We start from the raw sequence: 26,695 nt of genomic DNA, 5'->3' as shown, positions 1-26,695 counted from the left end.
TATCGCAAGCGGGGTCATTGGTCGGCCTGGATTGGCAAATGTCGGCCGTGGTCTAGGCTTTTGCGTCTGGACCCCGAAACCCAAGGAGAGCGAAACGATGAGCCTGTTCAGTTTTCTAAAAGAAGCCGGTGAAAAAATCCTCGACGCATTGACGCCGGACAAGGCCGAAGCCAACAGCGAGGCGTTGACCAAGCATGTGCAGAGTGCGTTGACGGGGATCGACACTTCCAAGATTCAGGTCAAGGTCGAGGGCGATAAGGTGATCGCCAGCGGCGAAGCGAATACGCAGGAAGAGAAGGAGAAAATCCTCCTGGCCCTGGGTAATGTGGCAGGTGTCAGCGGTGTTGAAGACGAGATCACCGTTACCGGACCTGTGGTCGTGGCCGCGAAGTTTGTCGTGGTCGAGAAGGGCGACACCTTGAGCGCCATTTCCCTGCGCGTGTATGGCGATGCCAACCTGTACAACAAAATCTTCGAGGCCAACAAACCGATGCTCAAGGATATGAACAAAATCTATCCGGGGCAGTCGTTGCGGATTCCTGAGTAATATTCAGGACCGCCATCGCGAGCAGGCTCGCTCCCACATTTGATTTGTGGTGAACACAGCATGTGTGCACGACGCAGATCCAATGTGGGAGCGGGCCTGCTCGCGATGCAGGCGCCGCGGTCTATAGCCCTGCGATCAAATCCCGATAATCCCCGACCGCCGCAAACTCCGCCGTGTCCTTGGGTCCTTTGCGGCTGTCCGGCTCTTTCACCGCCAGCAAATGCCTGACACCAAAATCCCGCGCACTGCGCAGGATCGGCAAGGTGTCGTCAATGAACAGGCTGCGTGCCGGGTCGAAGTCGATGTCGGCTTGCAAGGCATCCCAGAACTGCGGGTTTTCCTTGGGAAAACCGTAATCATGAGAGCTGATCAAACGCTCGAAATAGGGTGCCAGTTCGATTCTTTCCAGCTTCAATGACAGCGAATCGCGGTGCGCATTGGTGATCAGCACTACGCGCTTGCCTGCACGCTTGATCGCTGCCAGAAAGGTGTCCGCATCCGGGCGCAGGGCGATCAGATGGGCGGTTTCCAGTTTCAGCTCACGCACGGGCAGTTTCAGTTCGGCACTCCAGAAATCCAGGCAATACCACTGCAGTTGACCGGCATTGCGTTCAAACAGGGGCTGCAGCTCCATATCGGCCATGGCCCGGCTCACTCCGTGCCATTGGGCATAGCGCTCGGGCAGGTGCTCCAGCCAGAAATGGTTGTCGAAGTGCAGGTCCAGCAGCGTACCGTCCATGTCCAGCAGAACGGTATCGATATCGCGCCAGGGCAGCAGGGACATAAAAACTTCTCCAGCGGTAAAAAAGGTATCCGGAAACAACAATCAGGATAGGCCGGGTATAGTAACCCGCTATCGTCCAGGAGCCGCTCATGCGCCAGAAACCTACCGTCCTCGCCCGCGAAATTGTCGCCACCAGCCGTTTGTTCTGTGTCGAGGAGCTGAAGTTGCGTTTTTCCAATGGCGTGGAGCGCACCTATGAACGGTTGGTCGGCAAGGGCGCGGGCTATGGCGCAGTGATGATTGTGGCGATGCTCGATGCGGACCATGCCGTCCTGGTCGAAGAGTATTGCGGCGGCACCGATGCGTACGAATTGTCGCTGCCCAAAGGTCTGATCGAGCCGGGCGAGGATGTTTTGGCGGCAGCAGAACGCGAGCTCAAGGAAGAGGCCGGTTTTGGCGCGCGACAGCTAGAGCATCTGACTGAGCTGTCGTTGTCCCCCGGTTACATGAGCCAGAAAATCCAGGTGGTGCTGGCCACTGACCTGTACGAAGAACGCCTGGAAGGTGACGAGCCAGAGCCGATGGGCATGGACAAGGTCAATCTGCGCGAGTTGTCGGCGCTGGCGCAGAACCCGAAATTCACCGAAGGCCGGGCCTTGGCCGCCTTGTACCTGGCCCGTGACCTGCTGACCCAGCGCGGAGTGTTCCAGCCATGAATTTTCCCCATCCGTTGATGGCGCCGGTGATCGAGCTCGCACTGCAGGCCGGCGAAGCGATCCTGCCGTTCTGGCGCACCGGCACGGCGGTCACCGCCAAGGCCGATGATTCACCTGTGACGGCCGCCGACCTGGCCGCTCATCATCTGATCCTGGCCGGGCTGACGGCGCTTGATCCGAGCATCCCGGTGCTGTCCGAGGAAGACGCCAACATCCCCCAGAGCGTGCGCGCCGGATGGCAGCGTTGGTGGCTGGTGGACCCGCTGGACGGCACCAAGGAGTTCATTTCCGGCAGCGAAGAGTTCACCGTCAACATCGCGCTGATCGAGCAGGGGCGCGTGGTATTTGGCGTGGTGTCGATGCCGACGAACGGCCGTTTCTACGTGGGCGGTGCCGGGTTCGGCGCGTGGCGCGGGGATCAAGGGGGGACGCCCGTGTCGATTCAGGTGCGTGATGTCCTGGCCCCCGGCCAATCGTTCACCGTGGTTGCCAGTCGTCGCCACTCCAGTCCAGAGCAGGAACGCTTATTGGCAGGGTTGAGCGCCAGCCTGGGTGAACTGGAGCTGGCCAATATCGGCAGCTCTCTGAAGTTCTGCCTGTTGGCCGAGGGGGCGGCGGATTGTTATCCGCGCCTGGCGCCGACTTCGCAGTGGGACACGGCGGCGGCCCAAGGCGTGCTGGAAGGCGCGGGTGGCGAGGTGCTGGATTTGCAGGGCGCGCCATTTTGTTACCCGGCGCGAGAATCGCTGCTGAACGAATTTTTCCTGGCATTGCCGGCCAAGGCGGCGTGGCGAGAACAGTTGTTGGCGTTGGCTAACCCGTAGGAGCCGGCTTGCTGGCGGACCATGCAACGCGGTATGTCAGACACACCGCGTCGTATGGATCGGCGCTTCAGCGGTGCAGCACATACTGCCCGGCGAACTTCACCGCATCTTCATCGCTACCCGCATTGACCACCCGCGTATGCAGGACCAACCGCGCCCGTCCGTACCGCTGATACATCGCCAGAAACTTCTTCCACACCACTGCACTCGGTGCCTGGCAAATGGCGTGTGCGTCGCCGGTCACCGGCAGCGGGTAGTTGATCTGCCCTTCCTGGATAACGATGTGCCCATCGGTTATTCCTTCTTCTTTCAGGCGTAGATGCAGCCAGCCCCAACCGGCCAGTACCGCGCCGCAATACAGGCTGCCGCCGAACATGGTGCTCTTGTGGTTGACGTTGGCATCCAGCGGCAAATACAGGCGCAGTTGCTGATCGTGCCAGTCGAGCACCTTCAGCCCCATGTCCCGGGTGAGGGGAATGTCGTGGTGGAGGACGGATTCCAGTTGACGACTGTCGCGGCTCATTCAGGGGCCTCTTGTTTGAAGTGGACGAGTGGGCGGCGGCTCAATCGAGGTCGTCGCCATGGGCGGAGGTGCCGCTGTCGGCAAAGCTCAGGCCGTGCTTGCGCAATTTGTCGTGCAAGGTCTTGCGCGGGATACCAAGCGCCTCGGCGACACTGCGCACCGAGCTGTGCGAGCGGGCCAGTTCGGCGGCAATCAGGGTTTTTTCGAAGTTTTCCACCTGCTCGCTCAAGCCGCCGCTGACCATGTCTACCGTCGTGCCACCCGAGCCTTGCACCTCGTTGTTGTCCAGCGCCAGTTCCAGGCCCAGGGCGAAGCGTTCGGCCGCATTTTGCAGCTCGCGCACGTTGCCGGGCCAGCTGTGGCGCAACAGCAGGGCGCGTTGTCCGGGCTGCAGTTCGTGGGGTGGCAAGCCGTGGCGGGCACTGGCTTCATCGGCGAAATGCTGGAACAGCATCAGCGCATCTTCACCGCGCTCGCGCAGTGGCGGAATGCGCAATGGCGCGACGTTCAGGCGATAGTACAAGTCGGCGCGGAACCGGCCCTGATCGGCGGCCTGACGCAGGTCTTCCTTGGTGGCGGCGATGATGCGGATGTCCAGCGGGATCAACTGATTACCGCCCAGGCGTTCGACCACGCGTTCCTGGAGCAAGCGCAGCAGTTTCACCTGGACGTCCAGGCTCATGCTTTCGATCTCATCGAGAAACAGCGTGCCGCCGTTGGCAAATTCGAACTTGCCGATGCGGCGTTTCTGCGCGCCCGTGAATGCGCCGGGCTCATGGCCGAACAATTCGCTTTCGACCACCGACTCCGCCAGCGCCCCGGCATTGATCGCCACGAACGGTCCATTGCGCCGACTCGACAGGTCGTGCAGCGCGCGTGCCACCACTTCTTTGCCGGCCCCGGTCTCACCGAGGATCAGCACGTCCGCCCGGGTCGCCGCCAAGGCGCCGATTTGCTCGCGCAGGCGCAGCATCGAGGGCGATTGCCCGACCAGGCGAGTGCTCAGTTCATTGCGATCGCTAAGGGCCAGGCGCAGGCTGCGGTTGTCCAGCACCAGTCGGCGCAAGGCCAGGGCGCGGCGTACGCTGTCGAGCAGGGCGTCGCTGGCGAAGGGTTTTTCCAGGAAATCATAGGCCCCGGCGCGCATGGCTTGCACCGCCAGCGGCACGTCGCCGTGGCCGGTGATCAGCAGCACCGGCAGTTCCGGGTCCTGGGCGTGGAGTTCGGTCAGCAGTTCGATGCCATCCATGCCTGGCATGCGGATATCGCTGACGACCACGCCCGGCCAGTCGCGCTCCAGTTGCGCCGCCAGGCCCTTGGCTTCGGCCAGCGGCAGAATCTTCAGGCCGGCCAGGTCCAGGGTCTGGCTCAAGGCCTGGCGCAGATGGGGATCGTCGTCGATCAACACGACCTGGATGCGGTTGTCGATGGTCATGCACTTCGGTCCTCGGACGGTTGCAGGCTCACACCCGGTGCGCCTGCGCGCAGTTTCAGGGTAATCAGGGCGCCGCCTTCCTTGTGGTTGGCGAACGACAGTTCACCGCCGAAGGCGCGCATCAGGGTCTCGCAGATCGCCAGCCCCAAGCCAAGGCCCTGGGTGCGGGTCTTGGTGGTGTAGAAGGGCTCGCTGGCGCGGCCGAGGGCCTCCAGGCAGAACCCGGGGCCGTTGTCGCGAATGTACAGGTTGACGCCTTCGGCGGTGGATTGGGCACTCAACCAGAGTTTACGTGGCGGGCCTTTTTCGGTCAGGGCATCCAGGGCATTGGCCAGCAGGTTGCCCAGCACCTGGCGCAGGCGGGTTTCTCCGGCTTCGACCCACAACGTGGCGGCGGGCAAGTCGCGGATCAGCTCGACTTCCATGCTGCGCCGTCGCTTGGCCAACAAGGCCAGGGCATCGTCCAGCGCCGGCTGCAGGGCAACGCTTTCCGGGGCGTGGCGATCGCGCCGGGCAAAGGCGCGCAGGTGGGCAATGATCGACGCCATGCGGCCGGTCAATTCGCTGATCAGCTTGAGGTTGCCGCGGGCATCGTCGGTGCGCTGATGGTCGAGTAACACTTCGGCGTTTTCGGCGTAGCTGCGGATGGCCGCCAAGGGTTGGTTGAGTTCGTGGCTGATGCTCGCCGACATCGTGCCCAGGGCCGACAGCTTGCCGGCCTGCACCAGGTCGTCCTGGGCGCGAACCAGCTCTTGCTGGGCCTGTTCGCGTTCCAGCACTTCCTGTTTGAGTCGTCGGTTCAGGCCCTCGAGATCGCTGGTACGCTCGGCCACCCGGCCTTCCAGTTCGCGCCGGGCCTTGGCTTCGAAGGCGATCCGTTCCAGGTAATGACGGCGGCGCTGCATCATCAGGCCGAGCAACAGCATCAACACCAGGAGCGTCGCGCCACCGATGGCGACGACGGTGCGCACGGGGCGATCGATCAGGGTGCGCGGGGCGAGGATGCTGACGTTCCAGCCGGTTTCCGCAATCGCCTGGGTCTGGGTCAACCAGGCGTTGGGGTTGAGCTTCAGTGGTTTGGGCTCACGGGTGGGGTAGGGCTGGATCGCGGCGATGGCCTTGCGTTCTTCTTCGCTCAATTCCCGGGTCGAACGAAAGCGCCATTCCGGTCGAGAGGTGAGGATGACCACGCCGTTATGATCGGTCAGCAGCAGTTGCTCCGGGGTTTTGCCCCACAGGCTTTCGGTGTGGTCGAGGTCGACCTTGACCACCAGCACACCGGTGATTTTCTCGCCCTCGCGCACGGCAGCGGCGAAGAAGTAGCCACGTTTGGCAGAGGTAGTGCCCAGCCCGAAAAACCGCCCGAGTCGACCCGCCATGGCTTCGCTGAAGTACGGCCGGAAGGCAAAGTTACGGCCAACGAAGCTGTCGTGCTTGTCCCAGTTGGAGGCGGCCAGGGTCTTGCCCGTGGTGTCCATCAGGTACATGACTTCAGCGCCAGTCTGGGTACTGATGTTTTTCAACAAGCGGTTGGCGTTGCCTTGGGTTACGCCATCGTCCGGCGCGCCAAGCACGGCGCGCAAGGCTGGCAGGTCGCCGAGGATCTGCGGCAATACTTCGTAGCGGTGCAGGGTGCCCAGCAGGTTGGCGACATAGAGATCGAGGGTCTGACGATTCTGCCCCGCCAGTTCGCTGCGGTAATAACGCTCGGCCAGATGCTCCAGCGGCCACAGCAAGGGTGCCAGGCACAGCGCGAGCAGGGCCAGGCTGCGCCAGCGGGGTCTGCGGGGAAGGGTTGGAGTCATGAGCATCGAGCGCCTGTGGGAACAGGTGCATTATGCCTAGGCTTTGTGGTGCAGTCTGCGCACCTTGGGCCGGGGGCTGCCCGGGGTGAATCCCGGGCCCGGTTTCAGGCGAAGACGTCAGCGTCCTTGATAAACACCCCGGCCTGATCCTTGGCCGACAGTTGCGGCGCCATGTCCAGCTGCCAGTCGATGGCCAGGTCCGGGTCGTCCCAACGGATGCTGCGTTCGGCCGACGGGGTGTAGTAGTTGGTGGTTTTGTAAAGAACCTCGGCGAAATCACTCAGCACCACGAAGCCGTGGGCGAAACCCTTGGGCACCCAGAGCTGGCGATTATTCTGCGCAGAAAGGCGCACAGCCACCCATTGGCCGAAATGCGGCGAGCTGCGCCGCACGTCGACAGCGACATCAAGAATTTCCCCTGCGCAGACCCGAACCAGTTTGTCCTGGGTATTTTCCAGTTGGTAGTGCAACCCGCGCAGCACCCCCTTTTGTGAGCGCGAATGGTTGTCCTGAACGAAATGCGGGTCCAGATCGGTGGCTTCCTTGAAAGCCTTCGCGTTGAAACTTTCGTAGAAAAAGCCGCGTTCGTCACCGAAAACCTTGGGCTCGATGAGCAAAACACCGGGCAGGTCGGTAGTTACAACATTCATGGCTTTCTCCAGAGGAGGGCGTTGGTGATTGTCATTCTTGCTTACAGTGTCGGTAAGGGCGAGCGTACAGGACATTAATTTCTCTTCATCTAGAGCGGTCAAGCCGCTTGGCAACTGGGAGGAGGGGGTTGCGTATCGCCCCGAGCAGTGGCGATATAGGCGCCTAATAAAATTACAGGGGTCGTTGTATGCCGCTCGCCACGTTGATTCATCGCGCCAGTTTGCCCAGTCCGCAAGTATCTTGCGAGCAAGCGCTTGAACTGTTGCAGACGCATTACGGGCTTAGCGCAAGATTACAGCCCCTCGGCAGCCAGCAGGACCTGAATTTTCGTGTCGACAGCGATCAGGGGCGGTTTGTCCTGAAAATTTGCCGGGGCGATTATTCGGCGCTCGAACTGCAAGCCCAGCATGCAGGGCTCAAGCACCTGGCCGGGCATCCTGACGTCCACGTTCCGCGGGTGATCGCGGCAAAAAACGGTGCCGACCTGTTGTCCCTGGAGGTCGCAGGCCAATCGGTGCATGTGCGTCTGCTGGATTACATCGAGGGCCAGTCCCTGACGCACCTGGAATATTTCAATCCCACCGTGGTGGCCGGTTTCGGGCGCCTGTGCGGTGAAATGGACCTGGCATTGACGGATTTTGACCATCCCGGGTTGGTGCGAACCCTGCAGTGGGACGCGCGCCACGCCCATGCGTTGATTGCGCATCTGTTGCCGGTCATCAAGGATGAAACCCAGCGCCGCCTGATCGTTGAAGCGTCCGAACAGGCCGAGCGCCATTTGTTGCCATTGCAAGACAAATTGCCCGTACAAGCCATTCACATGGACATCACCGACGACAACGTGGTGTGGCAGCGGGACGCACAACGCCGCTGGCAATTGCAGGGTGTGATCGATTTCGGCGACTTGATCCGCACCTGGCGCATTACCGATCTGTCGGTGACCTGTGCCGCGTTGCTGCATCACGGCGAAGGCGATCCCTTCTGCATTCTGCCAGCGGTGCAGGCGTATCACGCAGTCAATCCGTTGCAACACGAAGAACTGCTGGCGCTGTGGCCGCTGATCGTCGCCCGCGCGGCGGTATTGGTGCTCAGTGGCGAACAGCAGGTCAGCATCGATCCGGGCAACGCCTATAGCCGTGACAACCTGGTGCACGAGTGGGAGATCTTCCGTGTGGCCACATCGGTGCCCTTGGCGCTGATGGAAGCGGCCATTCTGTCGGCCGTCGGGCACAGCCTGCCGGACATTGGCGGCGAAGGCTTCGCACCGCTGCTGCCGAGCCTGGTGGGGCGTGAGTTCGCGTTGATCGACCTGGGCGTGCTCAGCCCGCATTTCGAAGCCGGTAACTGGGAGCAGGAAGGCATCGATCAGCGCCTGTTGGACGAAGCCGCCGCCGTCCACGGCCTGGCGGCCAGCCGTTATGGGCAATATCGACTGTCGCGCACGCGCCCGGACACTGCCGGTGAGCCGCAAACCTGTCCCCTGCACGTCGAGTTGCGCGTGCCCCATGGCACGGCAGTGGAAGCGCCGTTTGCCGGGGTGGTGCACCAGCCGATGCCTGGGGTGCTGCAACTGGACGGCCCGCAAATGAGCGTGCGGTTGTGGGGTGTCACGCCCTCGCTGCATAGTGGCGCGGCGTTGGTAAAAGGCCAGGTGCTGGGTTCGGTCAGCGGACCGTTGATCGTGCAACTGTGCCGAGGTGCTTCGTTCAGCGCGCCGCTGTTCTGCACCCCTTCGCGCGCCGCCGCCTGGCAAGCGTTATGCCCGTCACCTGCGGCGCTGCTGGGCCTGGCGTGCGATGCAGAAGCGGAACTTGACTCACAGACTTTGCTGGCCCGGCGGGACGCCAGCTTCGCCCGCACGCAAAAACACTATTACGTCGACCCGCCGCGCATCGAGCGTGGCTGGCGCAACCACCTGATCGACATGCAGGGTCGCTCTTACCTCGACATGCTCAACAACGTTGCGGTACTCGGCCACGGCCATCCGCGCATGGCGGCGGTGGCCAGCCGTCAGTGGTCGTTGCTCAACACCAACTCGCGGTTCAACTACGCGGCGGTGGCCGAGTTCTCAGAGCGCTTGCTGAAATTGTCACCAGAGGGCATGGATCGCGTGTTCCTGGTCAACAGCGGCAGCGAGGCCAACGACCTGGCCATTCGCCTGGCATGGGCCTACAGCGGCGGGCGCGACATGCTCAGCGTGCTGGAGGCCTATCACGGCTGGACGGTCGGCGCGGATGCGGTATCGACGTCGATCGCCGATAACCCCAAGGCCCTGAGCAGCCGCCCGGACTGGGTGCACCCGGTGACCGCACCGAATACCTATCGCGGCGAATTCCGTGGCCCGGACAGCGCGCCGGACTACGTGCGCAGCGTCGAACACAACCTGGCAAAAATCGCCGAGCAAAAACGCCAGTTAGCCGGGTTTATCTGCGAGCCGGTGTACGGCAATGCCGGTGGTATCTCGCTGCCACCCGGCTATTTGAAACAGGTCTATGCCATGGTCCGCGCCCAGGGCGGCGTGTGCATCGCCGACGAAGTGCAGGTGGGTTACGGGCGCATGGGCCATTTCTTCTGGGGTTTCGAAGAGCAGGGCGTGGTACCGGACATCATCACCATGGCCAAAGGCATGGGCAACGGCCAACCATTGGGCGCGGTGATCACCCGCCGGGAAATCGCCGAAGCGCTGGAGGCCGAGGGGTATTTCTTCTCGTCCGCCGGCGGCAGTCCGGTCAGTTGCCAGGTCGGCATGGCAGTGCTGGATGTGATGGAAGAGGAAAAACTCTGGGAAAACGCCCAGGTGGTCGGCGGGTACTTCAAGGAACGCCTTGAAGCGCTGATCGATATTCATCCATTGGTTGGCGCTGTGCATGGTTCCGGGTTTTATCTGGGGGTGGAGTTGATCCGCAACCGTGAAACCCTGGAGCCGGCCACCGAGGAAACCACCGCGCTGTGCGATCGCTTGCGCGAGCTGGGGATTTTCATGCAGCCGACTGGCGATTTCCTCAACGTGCTGAAGATCAAGCCGCCGATGGTCACTTCGCGCCAGAGCGTGGATTTCTTCGTGGACATGCTTTCGAAGGTGCTCGCGGAGGGACTGTAAACGCCTACCCCTGTGGGAGCGGGCTTGCTCGCGAATGCAGTGTGTCATTCAGTATTCATCCCGGCTGACACGCCGCCTTCGCGAGCAAGCCCGCTCCCACATGTGAATTGCGATGTTAATTCGATTGTTATCGGGTTTAAGTGATTAATTTTAGACGTGTGGCATATCTGTCGCTTCTAAAGCCGATATTTATCGGCTATAAAGTCGCCAATGCCAGGGCGTGGATGAACCATGCCCGACCGTCACGCACTTGCCCGGAGATGATTCATGAGCCGTAACGTTACCGTCGCCGCCACCCAGATGGCCTGTTCCTGGGACCTTGAAGGCAATATCGAGGTTGCAGAAAGGCTGGTCCGCGAAGCCGCCGCCAAGGGTGCGCAGATCATCCTGATCCAGGAACTGTTCGAAGCGCCGTACTTCTGCCAGAAACCGAATCCGGATTACCTGCAATTGGCGACGACGGTGGAAGACAACGTTGCCATCAAGCACTTCCAGAAAGTCGCCAGGGAACTGCAAGTCGTGCTGCCGATCAGCTTTTACGAACTGGCGGGCCGCGCGCGTTTCAACAGCATCGCGATCATCGATGCCGACGGCAGCAACCTCGGGATTTATCGTAAAAGCCACATTCCGGATGGCCCTGGCTACCACGAGAAGTACTACTTCAACCCGGGCGATACCGGCTTCAAGGTGTGGAACACCCGTTACGCGAAAATCGGCGTGGGCATCTGCTGGGACCAATGGTTTCCTGAGGCCGCGCGCAGCATGGCGCTGCAAGGCGCGGAGATCCTGTTCTACCCGACCGCCATCGGCAGCGAGCCGCACGACAAGACCATTTCGTCCCGCGATCACTGGCAACGCGTGCAACAGGGCCACGCCGGCGCTAACCTGATGCCGCTGATCGCCAGTAACCGCATCGGCAACGAGGAACAAGACGGCTACGACATTACGTTCTATGGTTCGTCGTTCATCGCCAACCAGTTCGGCGAGAAGGTGCAGGAGCTCAACGAAACCGAAGAAGGCATCCTGGTTCACACCTTCGACCTCGACCAACTGGAACATATCCGTAGCGCGTGGGGCTCGTTCCGTGACCGTCGTCCGAACCTGTACAGCGCGCTGAAAACCCTCGACGGTTCCCTGGAGTCCTGATCGACATGACCACTTTGAGCAGCACCCCTCGCGCAGACGGCTTCTACATGCCAGCCGAGTGGGCACCCCAAACCCAGACCTGGATGATCTGGCCCGAACGCCCCGACAACTGGCGCCTGGGTGGCAAGCCTGCGCAAGCCGCGCACGTAGCGGTGGCCAAGGCCATTGCCCGTTTTGAGCCGGTCACCGTGGCGGTGTCCGCCGGCCAATACGAAAACGCCCGTGCCCGCCTGGACGTACCGAATATCCGCGTGGTCGAGATGTCCAGCGACGACGCCTGGGTCCGGGACACCGGTCCGACATTCGTCATCAACAACAATGGTGAAGTCCGGGGCGTGAACTGGGACTTCAACGCGTGGGGCGGGTTTGACGGTGGCTTGTATTCGCCGTGGAACCGCGACTCGCAGGTGGGCGGCAAGATCCTCGAGATCGAGCGCAGCCCGCGCTATCGTACCCAAGGCTTCGTGCTCGAAGGCGGTTCGATCCATGTCGATGGCGAAGGCACGCTGATCACCACTGAAGAATGCCTGCTCAACCGCAATCGCAACCCGCACATGAACCGCGCGGAAATCGAAGCGGTGCTCAGCGCGCATCTGGCTGTGGATAAGATCATCTGGTTGCCGGACGGCTTGTTCAACGATGAAACCGACGGCCATGTGGATAACTTCTGCTGCTACGTGCGTCCGGGTGAAGTCCTGCTGGCCTGGACCGACGATCCACAGGATCCGAACTACTCGCGCTGTCAGGCGGCCATGAAAGTGCTGCAAAACAGCACCGACGCCAAGGGGCGCCCGTTCACGGTGCACAAGATGCCGATTCCGGGGCCGCTGTATGCGACTGAGGAAGAATGCGCGGGGGTTGATCCGGTTGACGGAACCCAGGAGCGTAACCCGACTGTCCGTCTGGCCGGTTCTTACGTGAATTTCCTGATCGTCAACGGCGGCATCATTGCCCCAAGTTTCGATGACCCGCTGGATGGTCCGGCAAAAGAGATTTTGCAGACACTGTTCCCACAGCACGAAGTGGTCATGGTGCCTGGCCGCGAACTGTTACTGGGAGGTGGCAACATTCACTGCCTTACCCAACAACAGCCAGCGCCGCACAAAGAGTGAGTGCAGTTGTAACAGCTTGAGTAGTGGCGAAATCAGACAGGCAAACGTTTTCGTCTGCAACTTTGTGCAAGGCCCGCAGCCCTTCAGGACTGCGGGCTTTTTTGTATCCGCTGGTCGACAGCGCGCATACCTTGGCATAGCTCTTGTATCTGGGATGGGGTAATGCCGGGAGGGGAGGACTTAGTTGTTCTGTCATAAACCTTGGATAAGTTAGGCCGCTCAAAAACCAGGAGAGAGCGTGGAAATGAACGCCGAAGTGAATGTAGCAAGCGAGCGGGCTTTGCATCCCCTGGCGGTAAACAGCGAATCGCTGCAGATCCTGGCGCACTGGTTCAAGTCCAATGGAACGCGTCAGATCGCCGAAAGCGATCCGCGCCGGACGATGATCGAGCGCTACCCCGCTGGCTTGTTCAGCGAAGCGGAGCTGGATGCGTTGTGGGATGTGATGGAAGGATAAGAAGAAAAACAACGGATTGATCAAAGAAAAGCGCTGCCGGGATGACAGCGCTTTTTTTATGGATAAGGGATTTTTCGCGTTATTCGATGACGACCTGGCTGTACGCCAATTGAATTTTCTGCCAGGTAAATTCGTTTCTTAGACGAATTTCGCCTGGTTATAGACGATTCATGAAATTGACACATCGTTAGGGCCGCGGCTACGATCCGGCCCAACGCCTGTGGCAGACCGCCATGACCGAAAAATAATTAAAAGGCCCGCCGCGAGTGATCGTGGGCGGGCTTTTTTGTTTGCGGGATGAAAAAAGAGCGCGATAGCGCCGTTTCGGCCGTTCGACACAGCGCGTTTCAACCCGTAATAAGGAAAACAACATGTTGAATAAGCGAATCAGCCTTATCGCTCTGGGGATTTTGAGCGCTACACAGGCCATGGCTAACGACCAGGCCGAATCCAAGGGTTTCGTTGAAGACAGCAGCCTCAAAGTGCTGCTGCGCAATGCCTACATGAACCGTGACTACAAAGACGGCAACCCGGATAAATCCGAGTGGGGCCAAGCGGCCATCGGTACATTCTCGTCCGGCTTTACCCAGGGCACCATCGGTGTGGGTGTGGATGCCTTTGGGCTGTACGCGCTCAATCTGGAGCGCAACGAAGACCGCAGCGGCGCCCAAGGCATCGATTTTTTCAAAAAGGGAGCCAGCGGCGAACCGGCTGACGACCTGGCCAAAGGTGGCGCGGCCGTAAAATTCCGCTTGTCCAGCACAACGCTGACCTACGGCGACCAAATGCCGGCCCTGCCGGTATTGAGCTACGACAACGGTCGTCTGCTGCCGGAAAGCTACACCGGTACCCTGATCACCTCCAAGGAAATCAAGGGTCTGGAATTGAACGCCGGTCGCTTCACCGCCGAATCGCGTAAAAGCGCCGAAGGCCGGGACAGCGGTGGCCTGAAGTCGATCAACGTGTTGGGCGGTAGCTACCAGTTCACCGAACAGTTCAAGGCCGCGCTATACGCGTCGGACGTTGAAGACGTGTTGAAGAAGCAATACGTCAACGCCAACTACGTGTTCCCGTTCGACAAGGATCAGTCCCTGACCCTGGACTTCAACGGCTACCGTACCAAACTGGACGACTCCTACGTCCGTGATAACGGCATTACCGGCGACGACAACAAGATCTGGAGCCTGGCAGCCACCTTCGCCACCGGCGCGCACTCGTTCACCCTCGCGCACCAACGCAGCACTGGCGACAGCAACCTGGGCTACGCCTACGGCGGCTACCAGAAAGATCAAAACCGCGTCGGTGACGGTGGCAACACCATCTACCTGGCCAACTCCTACTGGTCCGACTTCAACGCCGAAGACGAACGCAGCTGGCAACTGGGCTACGGCCTGGATTTCAGCACCTTCGGCGTCCCGGGCCTGAGCTACAACTTCGCCTACGTACGCGGTGACAACATCACCACCTCCACCAGCGAAGGCGGCACCGAGCGCGAGATCTTCAACCAGTTCAAATACGTCGTACAAAGCGGCCCGGCCAAAGACCTGAGCATCAAGCTGCGCAGCTCGGTCCTGCGCGTGTCGCAGAAGTCGAGCGAGTACAACGTCAGCGGTAACGAAGTGCGCGTGTTCGTGGATTACCCGATCAACGTTTTCTGATGACGGCTTGCGGTATCGAGGCCTGATTCAAGGCTGAGAAAGAAGAAGCCCCGACTGGTTCGGGGCTTTTTTGTACGTGCTTGGTGGCTCGTGTCGTCATAACGCGATTTCGAGAACACGTCTCGGGAACGTGTCGTGCGCGGCGACATGTTCAGCAGCTCCCTGGATTCATTTGATTAATTACCTCACGTAACTAATGATGTTCCCGTCCCCACCTTTATCCCCTCCCGCGAACTCCCTACATTGAGCTCCAACGCCTCTCCCATCATTCCGACGGGAAGGTCACTGGAGTTTCCCTCATGCCTTTTGTAAGCGTACGCATCACCCGCGATGGCGTTACCACTGAGCAGAAAGCTCAAGTGATTGCCGAGATCACTGAAACACTGGAACGCGTCCTCAATAAAAGCCCTGAGCTGACCCACATCGTGATCGAGGAAGTCGACACCGATAACTGGGGTTACGCCGGCATCACCACCACCCAGTACCGCAAGCAACTGGCGGAAGAGGGGAAGTCATGACGGCGCCGGTGACCATCGATTTCGTCTCCGATGTGGTGTGCCCATGGTGCGCACTGGGGGCGACGGCGCTGGAGCAGGCGATCGAGAACGTGGCGGGTGAGGTGGCGGTCGAGCTGACCTACAAGCCTTTCGAGCTGAACCCGGACATGCCGGCCGAAGGCGAAAAAGCCGTCGAGCACTTGATGCGCAAATACGGACGCACCGCCGAGGACGTCGCCTCTGGCAAGGCGATGCAGATCGCTCGCGGCGAGGCCATCGGCTTCAAGTTCGATCTGGAAAAGCGCACGCACTTCTACAACACCTTCGACGCTCACCGTTTGTTGCTCTGGGCGCTGGAAGAAGGACGCCAGGTGGCGTTGAAGAAGATCCTGCTTCGCGCTTACTTCAGCGAAGGCCAGAACCCGAGTGATCAGCAGACGCTGGTGCGGCTGGCGGGTGAAGCCGGGTTGGACGAGGCCCGTGCACGCAAGGTGCTGGCGTCGGGTGCCTTTGCCGAAGAGGTGCGTGAACTGGAAGAGTTTTACCGACAGCACGGCATCAATTCGGTCCCGGCCCTGGTACTCAACGGTCGTCACCTGGTGTCCGGCTCCCAGTCGGTCGAGTACTACGAACAGATGTTGAGACAGATGGCACAAGCCTCGGCCGAAGCCTGATCGCAAATTTTTTCAAATCATCATTTATCTGTGAGGTTCATCATGAGCAATTCGAAAAAAGTCGTTGTCATCACTGGCGCATCCCAAGGTCTCGGCGACGGCATGGTCAAGGCCTTCCGCGAGCTCGGTTACCAGATCGTCGCAACCTCCCGCTCGATCAAGCCATCCACCGATCCGGACATCCTCACCGTGGCCGGCGACATCGGCGAGCCAGAGACTGCACAGCGCGTGATTCGTGAAGCCATCGCCCGTTTCGGCCGAGTCGATACCCTGATCAACAACGCCGGGATCTTCATCGCCAAGCCCTTCACTGCGTACACCGCTGAAGACTATGCCAATGTGTTGTCGGTGAACGTCAACGGCTTCTTCTACATCACCCAACTGGCCATCGCCGAGATGGAAAAACAGGGCAGCGGTCACGTTGTCAACATCACCACCAGCTTGGTCGACCACGCCATCGACGGCGTGCCGTCGGTGCTGGCCTCACTGACCAAAGGTGGCCTGAACGCGGCAACCCGTTCCCTGGCCATCGAATACGCCAAGCGCGGCATTCGGGTGAACGCAGTATCGCCCGGCATCATCAAGACCCCAATGCACGGCGAAGAAACCCACGCCGCCCTGGGCGCACTGCACCCGGTCGGGCACATGGGCGAGATCGATGACATCGCCAACGCGGTCGTGTACCTGGACGGCGCCAAGTTCGTCACTGGCGAAATCCTCCACGTTGATGGTGGGCAGAGCGCGGGTCATTGAGACCTGGCTTTTCTTGGCAACAGAAACAACTAAGCCCTCGTACTGCTACGAGGGCTTTGTTTTTCGGACAGTATCAGGATGCAGTTTCTTTCACGACTTCGAACCAGTACGAATCAGGAAGTCTGCCGATCAATATCGCGTCGAAGCACGACAGCAGTGGTGATGTCTTCAACGGTTTCGTGGCTGGCTACTGCATCTCTGACCCGATTCAGATCATCGATGGTTCGCGATTCGATCTCGATGACCAGATCAAGCTGGCCACTGACCGAAGAGACGCGCCGTACCTGCGAGTTTTGGGCGAGCAGGTCCAGCAGGCTGATTGCGGGCGTGCGCTTGAGGCTAACGAGAAGGATCGCGCGAATCACATTGGCATCGATTTCGCCGATATCAGCCCGGTAGCCTCGGATCACACCATTGCGCTCAAGGTTGATGACGCGCTCGCTGGTGGCGCTTCTTGAAAGTCCGATTCTCGCGGCCAGGGCCTTCAGGGCAATGCGAGCCTCTCTGGACAGGATTTCGAGTATTTCGCGATCTTTCGTGTCCAGGTCGCGCATCAGAACTCCCTATATTTGCTACCGGATTTGTGCCGGTCGATTCCGACAATATGCAGGCCAAAGTCGACCGCATACCTACTGCCGTCCAAGGCTTCGCGTGCCAAGCTATCTGAAAAAAATGGCTTGGAAAACAATTACCATGACTAATCTTTCTCATCCCGCCCCCCAGTTCTCGACGGGGGATGCCGAAAAGCTCGGTGAACAGCTTTTCAACGTTATCGGTACGGCCACGCCACTGGACGGCGAACGAGACCGCAACTATCGGTTGAAGACAGGAACCGATGCGGGGTGGATCCTGAAAGTTGTCAACTCGACGGAACCGCGAATTGAAAGCGAGTTTCAGACGGCCATTCTCAGTCACCTTGCCAGTAACAGCCCCGAGCTTGCCGTGCCCTTTCTCAAGAAAAGCCGCGAGGGTGATTTTCTCGCCTCGGCGGTGGCAGCTTCTGGCGAAACCCATGCGGTTCGCCTGGTCAGCTGGTTGCACGGAACGCCGCTTGCCGAGGTCGAGCGTACGTTCGAATTGATGCGTAGCCTCGGTCAGTCTTTCGGTGATGTGGATCGTGCACTTCAGGGTTTCATGCACGCGGGCGCGGTACGTGATCTCGACTGGGATTTGCGTCACGCCGCACGTTCGCGCTCACGCCTGCATTTCGTGAAAGACGCTGGCAAAAGAGCAATTCTGCAACGGTTCATTGATACGTTCGAAAAAACGGTTCAGCCCAAGCTCGCGCGTTTGCGCACTCAAGTTATTCACAATGATGGCAATGACTGGAACATCCTCGTCGACTCCGGGAACCATCAGAAAGTCTCAGGCATCATCGATTTCGGGGATGCGGTCCATACGATCCTGATTGCCGAAGTTGCCATCACCTGTGCTTATTCCATTCTCGACATGGAAGATCCAATCGGCGCGGCCGCCGCCCTCACGGCCGGTTTCCATGAGAAATACCCTCTGCATCCGGAGGAGGTCGACGTCCTCTTCAATCTCATAGCGATGCGCCTGGTCACGAGCGTCACGTTGTCGGCATCGCGATACGGCCAGGCGCAAGACAATCCCTACCTTGCCATCAGCGAAGCGCCGGCCTGGCGCCTCCTGGAGAGGATGGATCGCATGAACCCTCGACTGGCGACGGCAATCTTGCGCAAAGCCTGTGGTTTTGACGCGATCGAAGGCGCTGGCGCGGTTCGCCGCTGGGTGGCGGAAAACAGCAAGTCTTTCGCGGATATCGTGCGTCCATCGGCTGCCACCATGAACAAGGCGATTGCTCCATTCGGCGATGCTTCGCACGTGATGACGATTGCCTCAGCCGAGCAGCGTCCAGCCCAGGCAACCCGGTGGTGGAATGAGTTTTCCACCGCGCACAAGGTGCCGCTTGGCATTGGACCATGGGGCGAGGAAAGAACCATCTACACCGACGCGGCATTCGAATCGCGTTTCATTGAAGGGCAGCGTCGGATCATTCACGTCGGTGTCGATTTGATTATGCCCGCCGGCACGCCTCTCTATACACCTGTTGCGGGTGTGGTGCAGAGCGTCGAGGTCGAGCGCGAGCCGCTTGGCTATGGTGGCTTGATCATGCTCAAGCACTCACCAGAAGGTTGCCCACCCTTCCTGACACTTTGGGGGCACATGGCTCATGAAGCGCTGGCGCGTCTCAAACCCGGCGACCACCTTGAGCCTGGCGCGCTTGTCGGATACATGGGCGCAGATGCGGAAAACGGTGGGTGGATTCCCCATGTGCATTTTCAGATGTCCACCGACACCGGATTGAAAGCCAGCGAGTTCATTGGCGTAGGTGAGCGGGCTTATCTAGATGTATGGGCCGACCTTTTTCCCGATGCATCGACTCTCGCGGGGATTCCTCCGGAAACCTACAGCCAGGAAGGCCGCACCAAGGCAGAGATCGTTGCCAAGCGTAAGGAACTGTTGCTTCCAAACTTGTCGATTTCCTATTCAGATCCGATCAAGTTCGTTCGCGGTGACGGGGTTTGGTTGATCGACAACTTTGGAAGAGCGTATCTGGATTGCTTCAATAACGTGTGCCATCTCGGCCACTCTCATCCAGATGTGGTGCAAGCGCTTTCACGGCAGGCTGCGCGCCTGAACACCAACACGCGATACCTGCACGATAATATCGTGGAGTACGCAGAGCGGCTCACCGCTACGTTACCTGAAGGTTTGGCGGTCGCTTCCTTCGGCTGTTCAGGCAGTGAAGCAAACAGCCTGATGCTTCGTATGGCGCGCAATCACACGGGGCGTAACGACGCCATTGTGCTGGATTGGGCGTACCACGGCACGACACAGGAGCTGATCGACCTCAGCCCTTACAAATATAAGCGCAAGGCCGGTAAAGGGCGTGCAGACCATGTGTTCGAGGCGGCTGTCCCGGATGCTTACCGAGCTGCGCAAGACTGGCCGTTCGAGGAACTTGGCAAGCGATTCGCTGAAAGTGTGGCGGATCAGATCGAGATCATGCGCAAGCAAGGCAGATCCCCAGCTTTCTTTTTGGCGGAGTCCATTCCAAGTGTCGCCGGGCAACTGTTCTTCCCGCAAAACTACTTGAAAGAAGTTTATGCAATGGTTCGGGCAGAGGGCGGTCTTTGCCTGGCTGACGAAGTCCAGGTCGGCTTTGGTCGAGTCGGTAGCCACTGGTGGGCATTTGAAACCCAAGGCGTCGTTCCCGATGCAGTTTCCATGGGCAAACCCATTGGTAACGGACATCCCATGTCCGCAGTCGTGACCACGCGTGAGATTGCCGACAGCTTCAATAATGGCATGGAGTATTTCAATACTTTTGCCGGCAGTCCGGTTTCCTGTGCGGTAGGGCTTTCTGTGCTCGATGTAATTGAGCGCGATAACTTGAAACTTAACGCACTAACCATGGGTAACTATCTGCTCGACGGCTTCCGAAAATTGCAGCAGCGATACGATGCAATTGGCGATGTGCGCGGGCTGGGTCTTTTTCTGGGGATAGAACTTGTCACCGATCGCAATACGAAAACTCCAGCCACTGCGCTGGCCAAAAAAGTAGCCGACGGTGCCAGGGAACGAGGTGTTTTGATCGGTACTGAAGGCCCCTATGACAATGTCCTGAAAATGCGTCCGTCGATGATTTTCAGTCAGAAGAATGCAGACTTTCTGCTTGAAGTCCTGGACGAAAGCTTCAAGACCGCACTCCAGTAAGTCGTTTAGGTCGATAGCGTGCGACCACGGTCACTTGCTCAGTCTCGTCGCACGCTGTCTTCCCGGCATAGTGTCGGTCAACTCCGGCAATGTGTCAGGCAAGCTGGCACCTTGCTGGGTGCTTTCCAGAATTGCCTGTGCAAAGCTTTTCCTGAAGGCTGGGTGAAGAGCCCTAAAAAAATAAATAATAATTCTTCCGAGGTGCAATCCAATGCTAATTAAAAAGCTCAAGGACTTTATTGTCACTTCCACCGTGTTGGCTGGGGCACTGGTTTTCACCTCCGCTGTTCACGCTGATGATTTGAAGTCGATTAAGGATGCCCAAGAGATTCGTATCGCGATGAGCGGCCAATACGTTCCTTTCAGCTTTGTTAACGAGAACAACAAGGTTGTCGGATTCGACGCCTCCATCAGCGAGGCACTGGCAGAGCGGATGGGGGTAAAAGTGACGATCATCACGACCCCGTTCGACGGAATCATTGCGGGTCTTCTTGCGAAAAAATACGACGCCATTATCGCGTCTATGACAATTACCCCGGAACGCCAGAGGGCCGTGGATTTCGTTGGGCCCTATTACCATGCTGGTCGTACGATCGTGGTGAAGGACAACTCTTCGATCAAAAGCTTTGATGATCTTAAAGATGTCACTGTTGGCGTTACGCTCGGAGATGCCCACGATAAATGGGCCAGGGCTCGCGGCAACTTGAAAGTGAGGTCGTATAAGGGGCTTCAGGAAATGCTCGTTGACCTGGATGCCGGTCGTATTGACGCGCTGGTGATGGACAGTGTTCCGGTGTTGGTCGCAGTCAAGGAGACCGGGCAGAAGGTCCGCATCATTACGCCGCCCGAGAGCGATGGTGGCATTGAAGGCATGGGTATTGCCCTGCGCAAAAATAATCCCGAGCTCAAGGCGACGATGCAGAAGGCGCTTGAAGAAATGCTCGCCGACGGCACCTACGAAAAGATCTCCATGAAGTGGATTGGCAACGATATCCGCTAATTCATCTTTAGCGTGGCCCGACTTTTCGTCGGGCCAGTCAATCGGCCTCTTCCGAGCGTTTCCATGGATCTGACACTCATACAGCGTACATTCCCGTTTTTCCTGGAAGCGTCCTGGATTACGGTGCAAATCTCGGTACTTGCACTCCTGCTGGGTTTCCTGGTCGCTATCGTGTTGGTTGCTGCGCGCTTGTCCACTTTTCTTATATTTCGCAGCCTCGCAAGAATCTACATCAGTGTTTTTCGCGGCACTCCCTGTCTGGTTCAGCTATTCATCATTTACTTTGGTGGTCCGCAGGTCGGACTTGAATTGGAGCCGTTTGCCGCCGGCGTGATCGGCTTGGGCCTGAACATCGCGGCCTACATGGCGGAATCGATCCGTGGCGCAATCATCAACGTTGATCCTGGTCAGGAAGAAGCCGCACGTTCAATTGGTTTTGGGCGCGGGCAAACTTTATGGCTTATCAAGCTGCCACAAGCGGCAAAACTGATGATAAGGCCGTTGGGCGTAAATGCTGTCGCGCTTATAAAAGGGTCTGCGTTGGTGTCGACGATCTCCGTTGTTGAACTGTCCTATACAGCGCAACGTTTTATCAGTTCAACGTACAAGCCTTTTGAGATTTTCATGGTGTCTGCATTGCTTTATATCGTGATGGTCTATTCGGTTAGATTTATTGTTGACTACCTCGATAATCGCTTCGCGGCAAGGTGAGAGCATTCAGATGCAAAACCTGGATCTTAGTATCGTTACTCCCTATTCCGAATTACTGGCGACGGGCCTTTGGTGGACGGTCGTGATGTTTCTAAGCTCAAGCGTATTGAGCTTGATCGCCGGGGTAGCCTTTGCACTGATCGTTCTTTATGCGCCTAAAATCCTGGCGCTACCCGTGCGCTTTATGACCTGGCTGCTCATGGGGACCCCACTCCTGCTTCAGTTGTATTTGATCTATTACGGCCTTGTGCAAGTGGGGATCGATATTCCTGCACTGGTGGCTGGCATCATAGGCCTTAGCCTGCACTTCGCCGTCTATAATGCCGACGTCATTCGTGCTGGTGTGATGTCAGTAGACCCTGGTCAAATTGAAGGTGCCCGGTCCATAGGCTTCAGTCGTGGACAGACTCAGCGCTACATCATCGTGCCGCAAGCGCTGCGCAGGACTATTGCGCCGCTTGGAAATAACATGATTGTCCTGCTCAAGGATACTTCACTGGTTTCTATCATCGGAATTGCCGAATTGGTATATAGCGCGCAACTTGCAGTAAGCGAGACCTATAGCCCGTTTGAGTTTTATCTGACGGTCGCGGTTATTTATTATGCAGCCAATCTTGTTCTCGAGGCTGGCTTGCATCTTCTCGAAAGTAAGGTAGAGATGTCACGATGACCAGAAATGAATTCATGGTTGAGGTGAAGGGCGCTCGTAAGGCCTACGGAGCACTTGAAGTACTCAAGGGAATCGATCTCTGCGTAACTCGCGGGCAAATCATCGCTATCATAGGCCCCAGTGGCTCTGGCAAAAGTACGCTCCTGCGGTCAATCAACCACCTGGAAGTTTTGAACGATGGCGAGATCTGGCTAGAGGGTGAGCAAGTCAATCGGGCGTTGAAAGGTCGTGCGTTTGAACAGCATATAAACGCTGTGCGCCAGCAGATGGGCATGGTATTCCAGCACTTCAATTTATTCCCGCATTTGACCGTGTATGAAAATATAGCCCTTGGCCCGATCAAGCTTAAAGGGCTTTCGAAGAAAGAAGCTCGTGAGTTGGCAATGGAATATTTGTCAAAAGTTGGGCTAGCCAACAAATTCGATGAGTATCCTTCTCGACTGTCAGGGGGGCAGAAGCAGCGCGTTGCCATCGCCAGGGCGCTGGCGATGCAGCCAAAAGTCATGCTGTTCGATGAGGCCACATCGGCACTGGACCCTGAACTCGTCGAAGAGGTCAATCAGGTCATGAAGCAGCTCGCGGCCGAGCATATGACAATGCTGATCGTCACCCATGAAATGCGTTTTGCAGGCGAAGTGGCAGACCGGATTGTCTTTATGGACGGTGGAGTTGTTGTAGAGGAAGGGGCGCCAGCAGAGATCTTGCAGAACCCAGTCCACGAACGAACCCGGTCGTTCTTGAAGAAGCATCTGCACGATAGATGAGGTGCGCTTTGCTTTATCGCAGATAAACAAAAGGCCCGCATCGCTGCGAGCCTTTGTTTTGTATGGTGCCGGCACCAGGAATCGAACCCGGGACCTACTGATTACAAGTCAGTTGCTCTACCATCTGAGCTATACCGGCGTGTCAGGGCGACGATTATAGCGAGTGGGAAGGTTCTGTAAACCCCTGAATTCAGACTATTTTTGACTGGGGCTTGATCGAGTGTTTCCAATGCTTGCCGAGCGTCATTGCGTGGTGCAAAACGAGGTGGCAGAACCGCTGCTTCATGCGTGTGTTGTTGTCCCTTCGTCACTCGGTTATGTCTTTTGCTCGAATGCTTATGCACAACGCGATTTTCGATTCACCCGGTTTACAGTGTTTTTGTGGATCCGTTCTCATTAGTTCGCAAATGCCTGTTTTTCGGGTTTTTTATTCAGTGTACGAATTTTGATCAGCGTTGTTTCAGGGCTGAAGCAGCTGTAAAGATTGGATCCATGAATATTTCATCAACAGAGTTATCCACAGGCTTTGCTGTGTTAGGAGCGTTCGGCCAGCAGCAGGATGTTGCGCGGTGTGAGCGAGGTTTCGCAGAAGGTGCCCAGGCGAACGGTGTAACCCTTTTCTTGCAGGAATAAGGCTCGATCCAGCACCAGCCATAACTCCAGCGGGCGTCGGAAAAGCCCGCGCAGAAGCTCTAGATTGCGCACCTGCGCCAGGCGCTGCCAACCGGCGGCTTCGAGTGCGGGCCAATTCTCGGTGCCGATTGTGGATAACTCCTTGAGATCGGCCAGGTGCTGGCAGTAATCGGCAAAGGGTTTTTCCAGCCAGGCGCTGGGCAGGGATGGGGTCGGCAGGTATTCGTCGACGCCGCGCAATTGTCTTTGCAGCAGGTCGAAGCCCAGGCGGCGGGCCATCGATGTGTCGCGTTGGCGTCGCACGCGTGCGCCGGCGGTGACGGTTTCACTCATCGGCAGGCCCAGGTCATCCAGGGACAGCTGCAGGTCAGAGCGTTGGGCGGCGGCGGACATCGGCGAGTACGGGGTCAGGCTGATTCGGTTGTAACAGCAAGGGGCAATGGCGAGTTGCTTGCAGCCGACTGCGCTGGCGAGTTGGATCAGTCGCACATGTAAATCGCCGCAGGCATGCAGGGCCACGGGAGTGTGCTGAGCTTCCAGCAGCGCTGCGGCATCGGCCGCCAGGACGTCCTGTTCGACATGTAGTGCGTTCAGTCGATGGCGCTGGCTGAGGGCCTGGCCACTGGCAACCAGCGCGGGATCGTATTCCAGGCAGGTCAGTTGTTGACCGGTTTGCAGCAGGCGTCGACCCAGGTGTCCTTTGCCCGAGCACCAGTCCAGCCAGTGCCTGGAGGCATCGGCAAATTGCAGTCGGCTGGCAAAAGCTTCGATTTGCTGCCACTTGCGCCCCGGTACATCCACATTCAGTCGATGGGCTGGCGCTTTCAGCGCATGGGCAGGCACTTCGTCCAGCGCACTCAACGCCAGGGACATGGCCGCCAACGAAGCAAATGGCTGCGGCGCATCCACAAGGGCAGGGTGGTTGTGAGCGCTTTCCGCCTCTTCCAGCGACCGCCCGCGTAACCAGGCGGCCAGTTCGGGGCAGGAGGTTTCCCAGGGCAGCTGCAGATGGGTGAACGGCCGTGGTTTCCACAGCGCTTGATGCACTGTCAGAAAAGTGTCCAGCGCGGTGAAGCGGGCGAGCAGTTCCTCGCCCGTCAGCACCTGGGGATCAACGCCCTTGGCAGGCATCGACGCGCAACCAGCGCTCCAGCAGCTTGAAGCCGCGTACCAGCACGTAAGCCATCAGCAGATAGAACATGCCGGCGGCGAAGAAGATCTCCACCGGCAAGTAGGTCCGGGCGATGATGGTGCGGGCCATGCCGGTCAATTCCAGCAGGGTCACGGTGCTGGCCAGGGCGCTGGCCTTGAGCATCAGGATCACTTCGTTGCTGTAGGCCGGCAGGCCGATACGCGCGGCACGGGGCAGCATGATGTAGATCAGCGCCTTGGTTTTGGACATGCCCAGCGCCCGTGCCGCTTCGATTTCACCCGGTGGAATTGCCTGGATGGCGCCGCGCAGGATTTCTGCGATGTAGGCGGCGGTGTGCAGGGTCATGGTCGCCGTTGCGCACCAGAACGGATCGCGCAGGTAAGGCCACATGGAGCTGTTACGGACCACGTCGAACTGCGCCAGCCCGTAATAGACCAGGAACAGCTGCACCAGCAATGGCGTACCACGGAAAAAGAAGATGTAGCCGTAGGGAAACGCCCGCACCCACCACAGCCGTGACGAGCGCGCGATACCCAATGGAATCGCCAGCAGCAGGCCGGCGATGACGGCAATGGCGACTAGCTCCAGAGTCAGGGTTGCGCCCTGGGCCAGTTTCGGCAGCCACTTGATGATGACTTCCCAGTTCATTGGGTGCTCCTCGCGAAGCCGCGAGCGGCGCGTTTTTCCAGGAAGTGCATGCCGGTCATGGCCAGGATGGTAAGGCTCAGGTACATGAACGCAGCGACCATATAGAAGGTGAACGGCTGTTTGGACACGGTCACGCCGATTTGCGCGTGACGCATGATTTCTTCCAGGCCGATCACCGAGACCAGTGCGGTGTCCTTCATCAGGATCATGAACAGGTTGCCCAGGCCCGGCAGGGCGATGCGCCACATCTGCGGCATGATCAACTTGGTGAAGATGCGAAATTTCGACAGGCCCAGCGCCACGCCGGCTTCTCGATGGCCTTTGGGGATCGCGAGGATCGCGCCACGAAACACTTCCGTGGCGTAGGCGCCAAAGCACAGGCCCAGTGCGATCACGCCGGCGGCGAAGGCATTGAGTTCAAGGTCCGGGTTACCGAAAAACTCGCCCAGGGCGCGCATCAAGTTGACCGTGCCGAAGTAGATCAACAACACCCAGAGCAATTCCGGGATGCCGCGCACCAGTGTCGAGTATGTACCGCCAAGCCATTGCAGCGGCTTGTACGGGGAAGTCTTGGCCAAGGCGCCCAGCAGACCGAGCACCAGCCCCAGGCACAAGGCCGAGAGTGCCAGTTTCACAGTCATCAGCGCGCCAGCGGCGAGCGCCGGGCCGAATCCGTAGAGGTCGATAATCATGGGTTTCTTTTCAAATTGCGGCAGGCAATACCGTGAACCGGCGCCTTCAGGCGCCGGCCAG

Annotated in this window: 25 protein-coding genes and 1 tRNA gene; 16 read left to right on the top strand and 10 right to left on the bottom strand. The window is 58.7% G+C overall.

Translation table 11 applies throughout. The annotated features are described in order from the left end of the window. The first annotated feature begins 97 nt into the window (after positions 1-97). Positions 98-547 (top strand): peptidoglycan-binding protein LysM, encoded by a 450-nt coding sequence (gene lysM, locus BKX96_RS29280; RefSeq protein ID WP_077186160.1) that lies wholly within the window; start codon positions 98-100, stop codon positions 545-547. Between the two features lie 121 nt (positions 548-668). On the opposite strand, the gene yrfG is transcribed toward lysM, so the two are convergent. Next, positions 669-1,331, bottom strand: coding sequence for a GMP/IMP nucleotidase (gene yrfG / locus BKX96_RS29275; protein ID WP_077186159.1), 663 nt, complete (start codon positions 1,329-1,331; stop codon positions 669-671). A gap of 89 nt (positions 1,332-1,420) precedes the next feature. Here yrfG and nudE point away from each other — a divergent pair, with 89 nt between their 5' ends. Together nudE and cysQ are read left to right on the top strand one after the other, a co-directional pair. Next, on the top strand, positions 1,421-1,987 hold the full coding sequence (gene nudE, locus BKX96_RS29270) for an ADP compounds hydrolase NudE (RefSeq protein ID WP_046815321.1): 567 nt from the start codon (positions 1,421-1,423) through the stop codon (positions 1,985-1,987). Further along, the gene (cysQ, locus tag BKX96_RS29265) at positions 1,984-2,811 is read left to right on the top strand and encodes a 3'(2'),5'-bisphosphate nucleotidase CysQ (protein WP_046815320.1); all 828 of its coding nucleotides are present in this window, start codon (positions 1,984-1,986) and stop codon (positions 2,809-2,811) included. The genes nudE and cysQ overlap by 4 nt, the downstream gene beginning before the upstream one ends. Before the next feature lie 67 nt (positions 2,812-2,878). Here cysQ and BKX96_RS29260 read toward each other — a convergent pair whose 3' ends face one another. The 4 genes from BKX96_RS29260 to rfbC form a co-directional block, all read right to left on the bottom strand. Then, a complete protein-coding gene (locus BKX96_RS29260; RefSeq protein WP_077186158.1) occupies positions 2,879-3,334 on the bottom strand; it encodes a YiiD C-terminal domain-containing protein in 456 nt (151 codons plus the stop codon). Between the two features lie 40 nt (positions 3,335-3,374). After that, a complete protein-coding gene (locus BKX96_RS29255) occupies positions 3,375-4,769 on the bottom strand; it encodes a sigma-54-dependent transcriptional regulator (protein ID WP_077186157.1) in 1,395 nt (464 codons plus the stop codon). Continuing rightward, a complete protein-coding gene (locus tag BKX96_RS29250; protein ID WP_046815317.1) occupies positions 4,766-6,574 on the bottom strand; it encodes a sensor histidine kinase in 1,809 nt (602 codons plus the stop codon). Before BKX96_RS29250 ends, BKX96_RS29255 begins: the two co-directional genes overlap by 4 nt. Positions 6,575-6,678: 104 nt before the next feature. Next, entirely contained in the window at positions 6,679-7,224 is a 546-nt protein-coding gene (gene rfbC, locus BKX96_RS29245; protein ID WP_046815316.1) for a dTDP-4-dehydrorhamnose 3,5-epimerase, read from the bottom strand. A gap of 188 nt (positions 7,225-7,412) precedes the next feature. Here rfbC and BKX96_RS29240 point away from each other — a divergent pair, with 188 nt between their 5' ends. The 8 genes from BKX96_RS29240 (at position 7,413) to BKX96_RS29205 (ending at position 16,622) form a co-directional block, all read left to right on the top strand. Continuing rightward, positions 7,413-10,325, top strand: coding sequence for an aminotransferase (locus tag BKX96_RS29240; RefSeq protein WP_077186156.1), 2,913 nt, complete (start codon positions 7,413-7,415; stop codon positions 10,323-10,325). A 267-nt stretch (positions 10,326-10,592) separates the two neighbouring features. After that, positions 10,593-11,471: an N-carbamoylputrescine amidase gene (aguB, locus tag BKX96_RS29235; protein ID WP_046815314.1), complete on the top strand. Its 879-nt coding sequence runs from the start codon at positions 10,593-10,595 to the stop codon at positions 11,469-11,471. Positions 11,472-11,476: 5 nt separating this feature from the next. Next, positions 11,477-12,583, top strand: a complete 1,107-nt coding sequence (gene aguA / locus BKX96_RS29230; protein WP_077186155.1) for an agmatine deiminase — start codon at positions 11,477-11,479, stop codon at positions 12,581-12,583. A gap of 244 nt (positions 12,584-12,827) precedes the next feature. Continuing rightward, a complete protein-coding gene (locus tag BKX96_RS29225) occupies positions 12,828-13,040 on the top strand; it encodes a hypothetical protein (protein WP_046815312.1) in 213 nt (70 codons plus the stop codon). A 371-nt stretch (positions 13,041-13,411) separates the two neighbouring features. Then, positions 13,412-14,698, top strand: coding sequence for an OprD family porin (locus BKX96_RS29220; protein WP_046815311.1), 1,287 nt, complete (start codon positions 13,412-13,414; stop codon positions 14,696-14,698). A gap of 299 nt (positions 14,699-14,997) precedes the next feature. Beyond that, positions 14,998-15,216 carry a tautomerase family protein gene (locus BKX96_RS29215; RefSeq protein WP_046815310.1) on the top strand — a complete coding sequence of 73 codons (219 nt, stop codon included), beginning with the start codon at positions 14,998-15,000 and terminating at the stop codon, positions 15,214-15,216. After that, a complete protein-coding gene (locus BKX96_RS29210; RefSeq protein ID WP_046815309.1) occupies positions 15,213-15,869 on the top strand; it encodes a DsbA family oxidoreductase in 657 nt (218 codons plus the stop codon). The genes BKX96_RS29215 and BKX96_RS29210 overlap by 4 nt, the downstream gene beginning before the upstream one ends. Before the next feature lie 42 nt (positions 15,870-15,911). Then, a complete protein-coding gene (locus BKX96_RS29205) occupies positions 15,912-16,622 on the top strand; it encodes an SDR family NAD(P)-dependent oxidoreductase (protein ID WP_046815308.1) in 711 nt (236 codons plus the stop codon). 113 nt (positions 16,623-16,735) lie between these two features. Here BKX96_RS29205 and BKX96_RS29200 read toward each other — a convergent pair whose 3' ends face one another. Then, positions 16,736-17,176, bottom strand: a complete 441-nt coding sequence (locus tag BKX96_RS29200; protein ID WP_033040011.1) for an Lrp/AsnC family transcriptional regulator — start codon at positions 17,174-17,176, stop codon at positions 16,736-16,738. A 139-nt stretch (positions 17,177-17,315) separates the two neighbouring features. On the opposite strand from BKX96_RS29200, the gene BKX96_RS29195 reads away from it, so the two are divergent. From BKX96_RS29195 to BKX96_RS29175, 5 genes are all read left to right on the top strand, one after another. Continuing rightward, positions 17,316-20,363 (top strand): aminotransferase class III-fold pyridoxal phosphate-dependent enzyme, encoded by a 3,048-nt coding sequence (locus tag BKX96_RS29195; protein WP_046815307.1) that lies wholly within the window; start codon positions 17,316-17,318, stop codon positions 20,361-20,363. 211 nt (positions 20,364-20,574) lie between these two features. Beyond that, a complete protein-coding gene (locus BKX96_RS29190; RefSeq protein ID WP_046815306.1) occupies positions 20,575-21,363 on the top strand; it encodes an ABC transporter substrate-binding protein in 789 nt (262 codons plus the stop codon). A gap of 63 nt (positions 21,364-21,426) precedes the next feature. Beyond that, positions 21,427-22,074 (top strand): amino acid ABC transporter permease, encoded by a 648-nt coding sequence (locus BKX96_RS29185; RefSeq protein ID WP_033040004.1) that lies wholly within the window; start codon positions 21,427-21,429, stop codon positions 22,072-22,074. Positions 22,075-22,084: 10 nt separating this feature from the next. Further along, a complete protein-coding gene (locus tag BKX96_RS29180; RefSeq protein ID WP_033040002.1) occupies positions 22,085-22,744 on the top strand; it encodes an amino acid ABC transporter permease in 660 nt (219 codons plus the stop codon). Beyond that, positions 22,741-23,508 carry an amino acid ABC transporter ATP-binding protein gene (locus tag BKX96_RS29175; RefSeq protein ID WP_046815305.1) on the top strand — a complete coding sequence of 256 codons (768 nt, stop codon included), beginning with the start codon at positions 22,741-22,743 and terminating at the stop codon, positions 23,506-23,508. The genes BKX96_RS29180 and BKX96_RS29175 overlap by 4 nt, the downstream gene beginning before the upstream one ends. Positions 23,509-23,571: 63 nt before the next feature. Here BKX96_RS29175 and BKX96_RS29170 read toward each other — a convergent pair. From BKX96_RS29170 to BKX96_RS29155, 4 genes are all read right to left on the bottom strand, one after another. Continuing rightward, positions 23,572-23,647, bottom strand: a tRNA-Thr gene (locus tag BKX96_RS29170). A gap of 395 nt (positions 23,648-24,042) precedes the next feature. After that, on the bottom strand, positions 24,043-25,272 hold the full coding sequence (locus BKX96_RS29165) for a methyltransferase (RefSeq protein ID WP_077186154.1): 1,230 nt from the start codon (positions 25,270-25,272) through the stop codon (positions 24,043-24,045). After that, positions 25,253-25,942, bottom strand: coding sequence for an ABC transporter permease (locus BKX96_RS29160; RefSeq protein WP_046815303.1), 690 nt, complete (start codon positions 25,940-25,942; stop codon positions 25,253-25,255). The genes BKX96_RS29165 and BKX96_RS29160 overlap by 20 nt, the downstream gene beginning before the upstream one ends. Continuing rightward, a complete protein-coding gene (locus BKX96_RS29155; RefSeq protein ID WP_046815302.1) occupies positions 25,939-26,634 on the bottom strand; it encodes an ABC transporter permease in 696 nt (231 codons plus the stop codon). The genes BKX96_RS29160 and BKX96_RS29155 overlap by 4 nt, the downstream gene beginning before the upstream one ends. Between the last annotated feature and the right edge of the window lie 61 nt (positions 26,635-26,695).

The sequence above is a fragment of the Pseudomonas putida genome (assembly GCF_001976065.1).
Classification (GTDB): Bacteria; Pseudomonadota; Gammaproteobacteria; order Pseudomonadales; family Pseudomonadaceae; genus Aquipseudomonas; species Aquipseudomonas serbica.
Note: the sequence above shows the minus strand (reverse complement) of the source record. Positions and strands in the feature narration are given on the sequence as shown.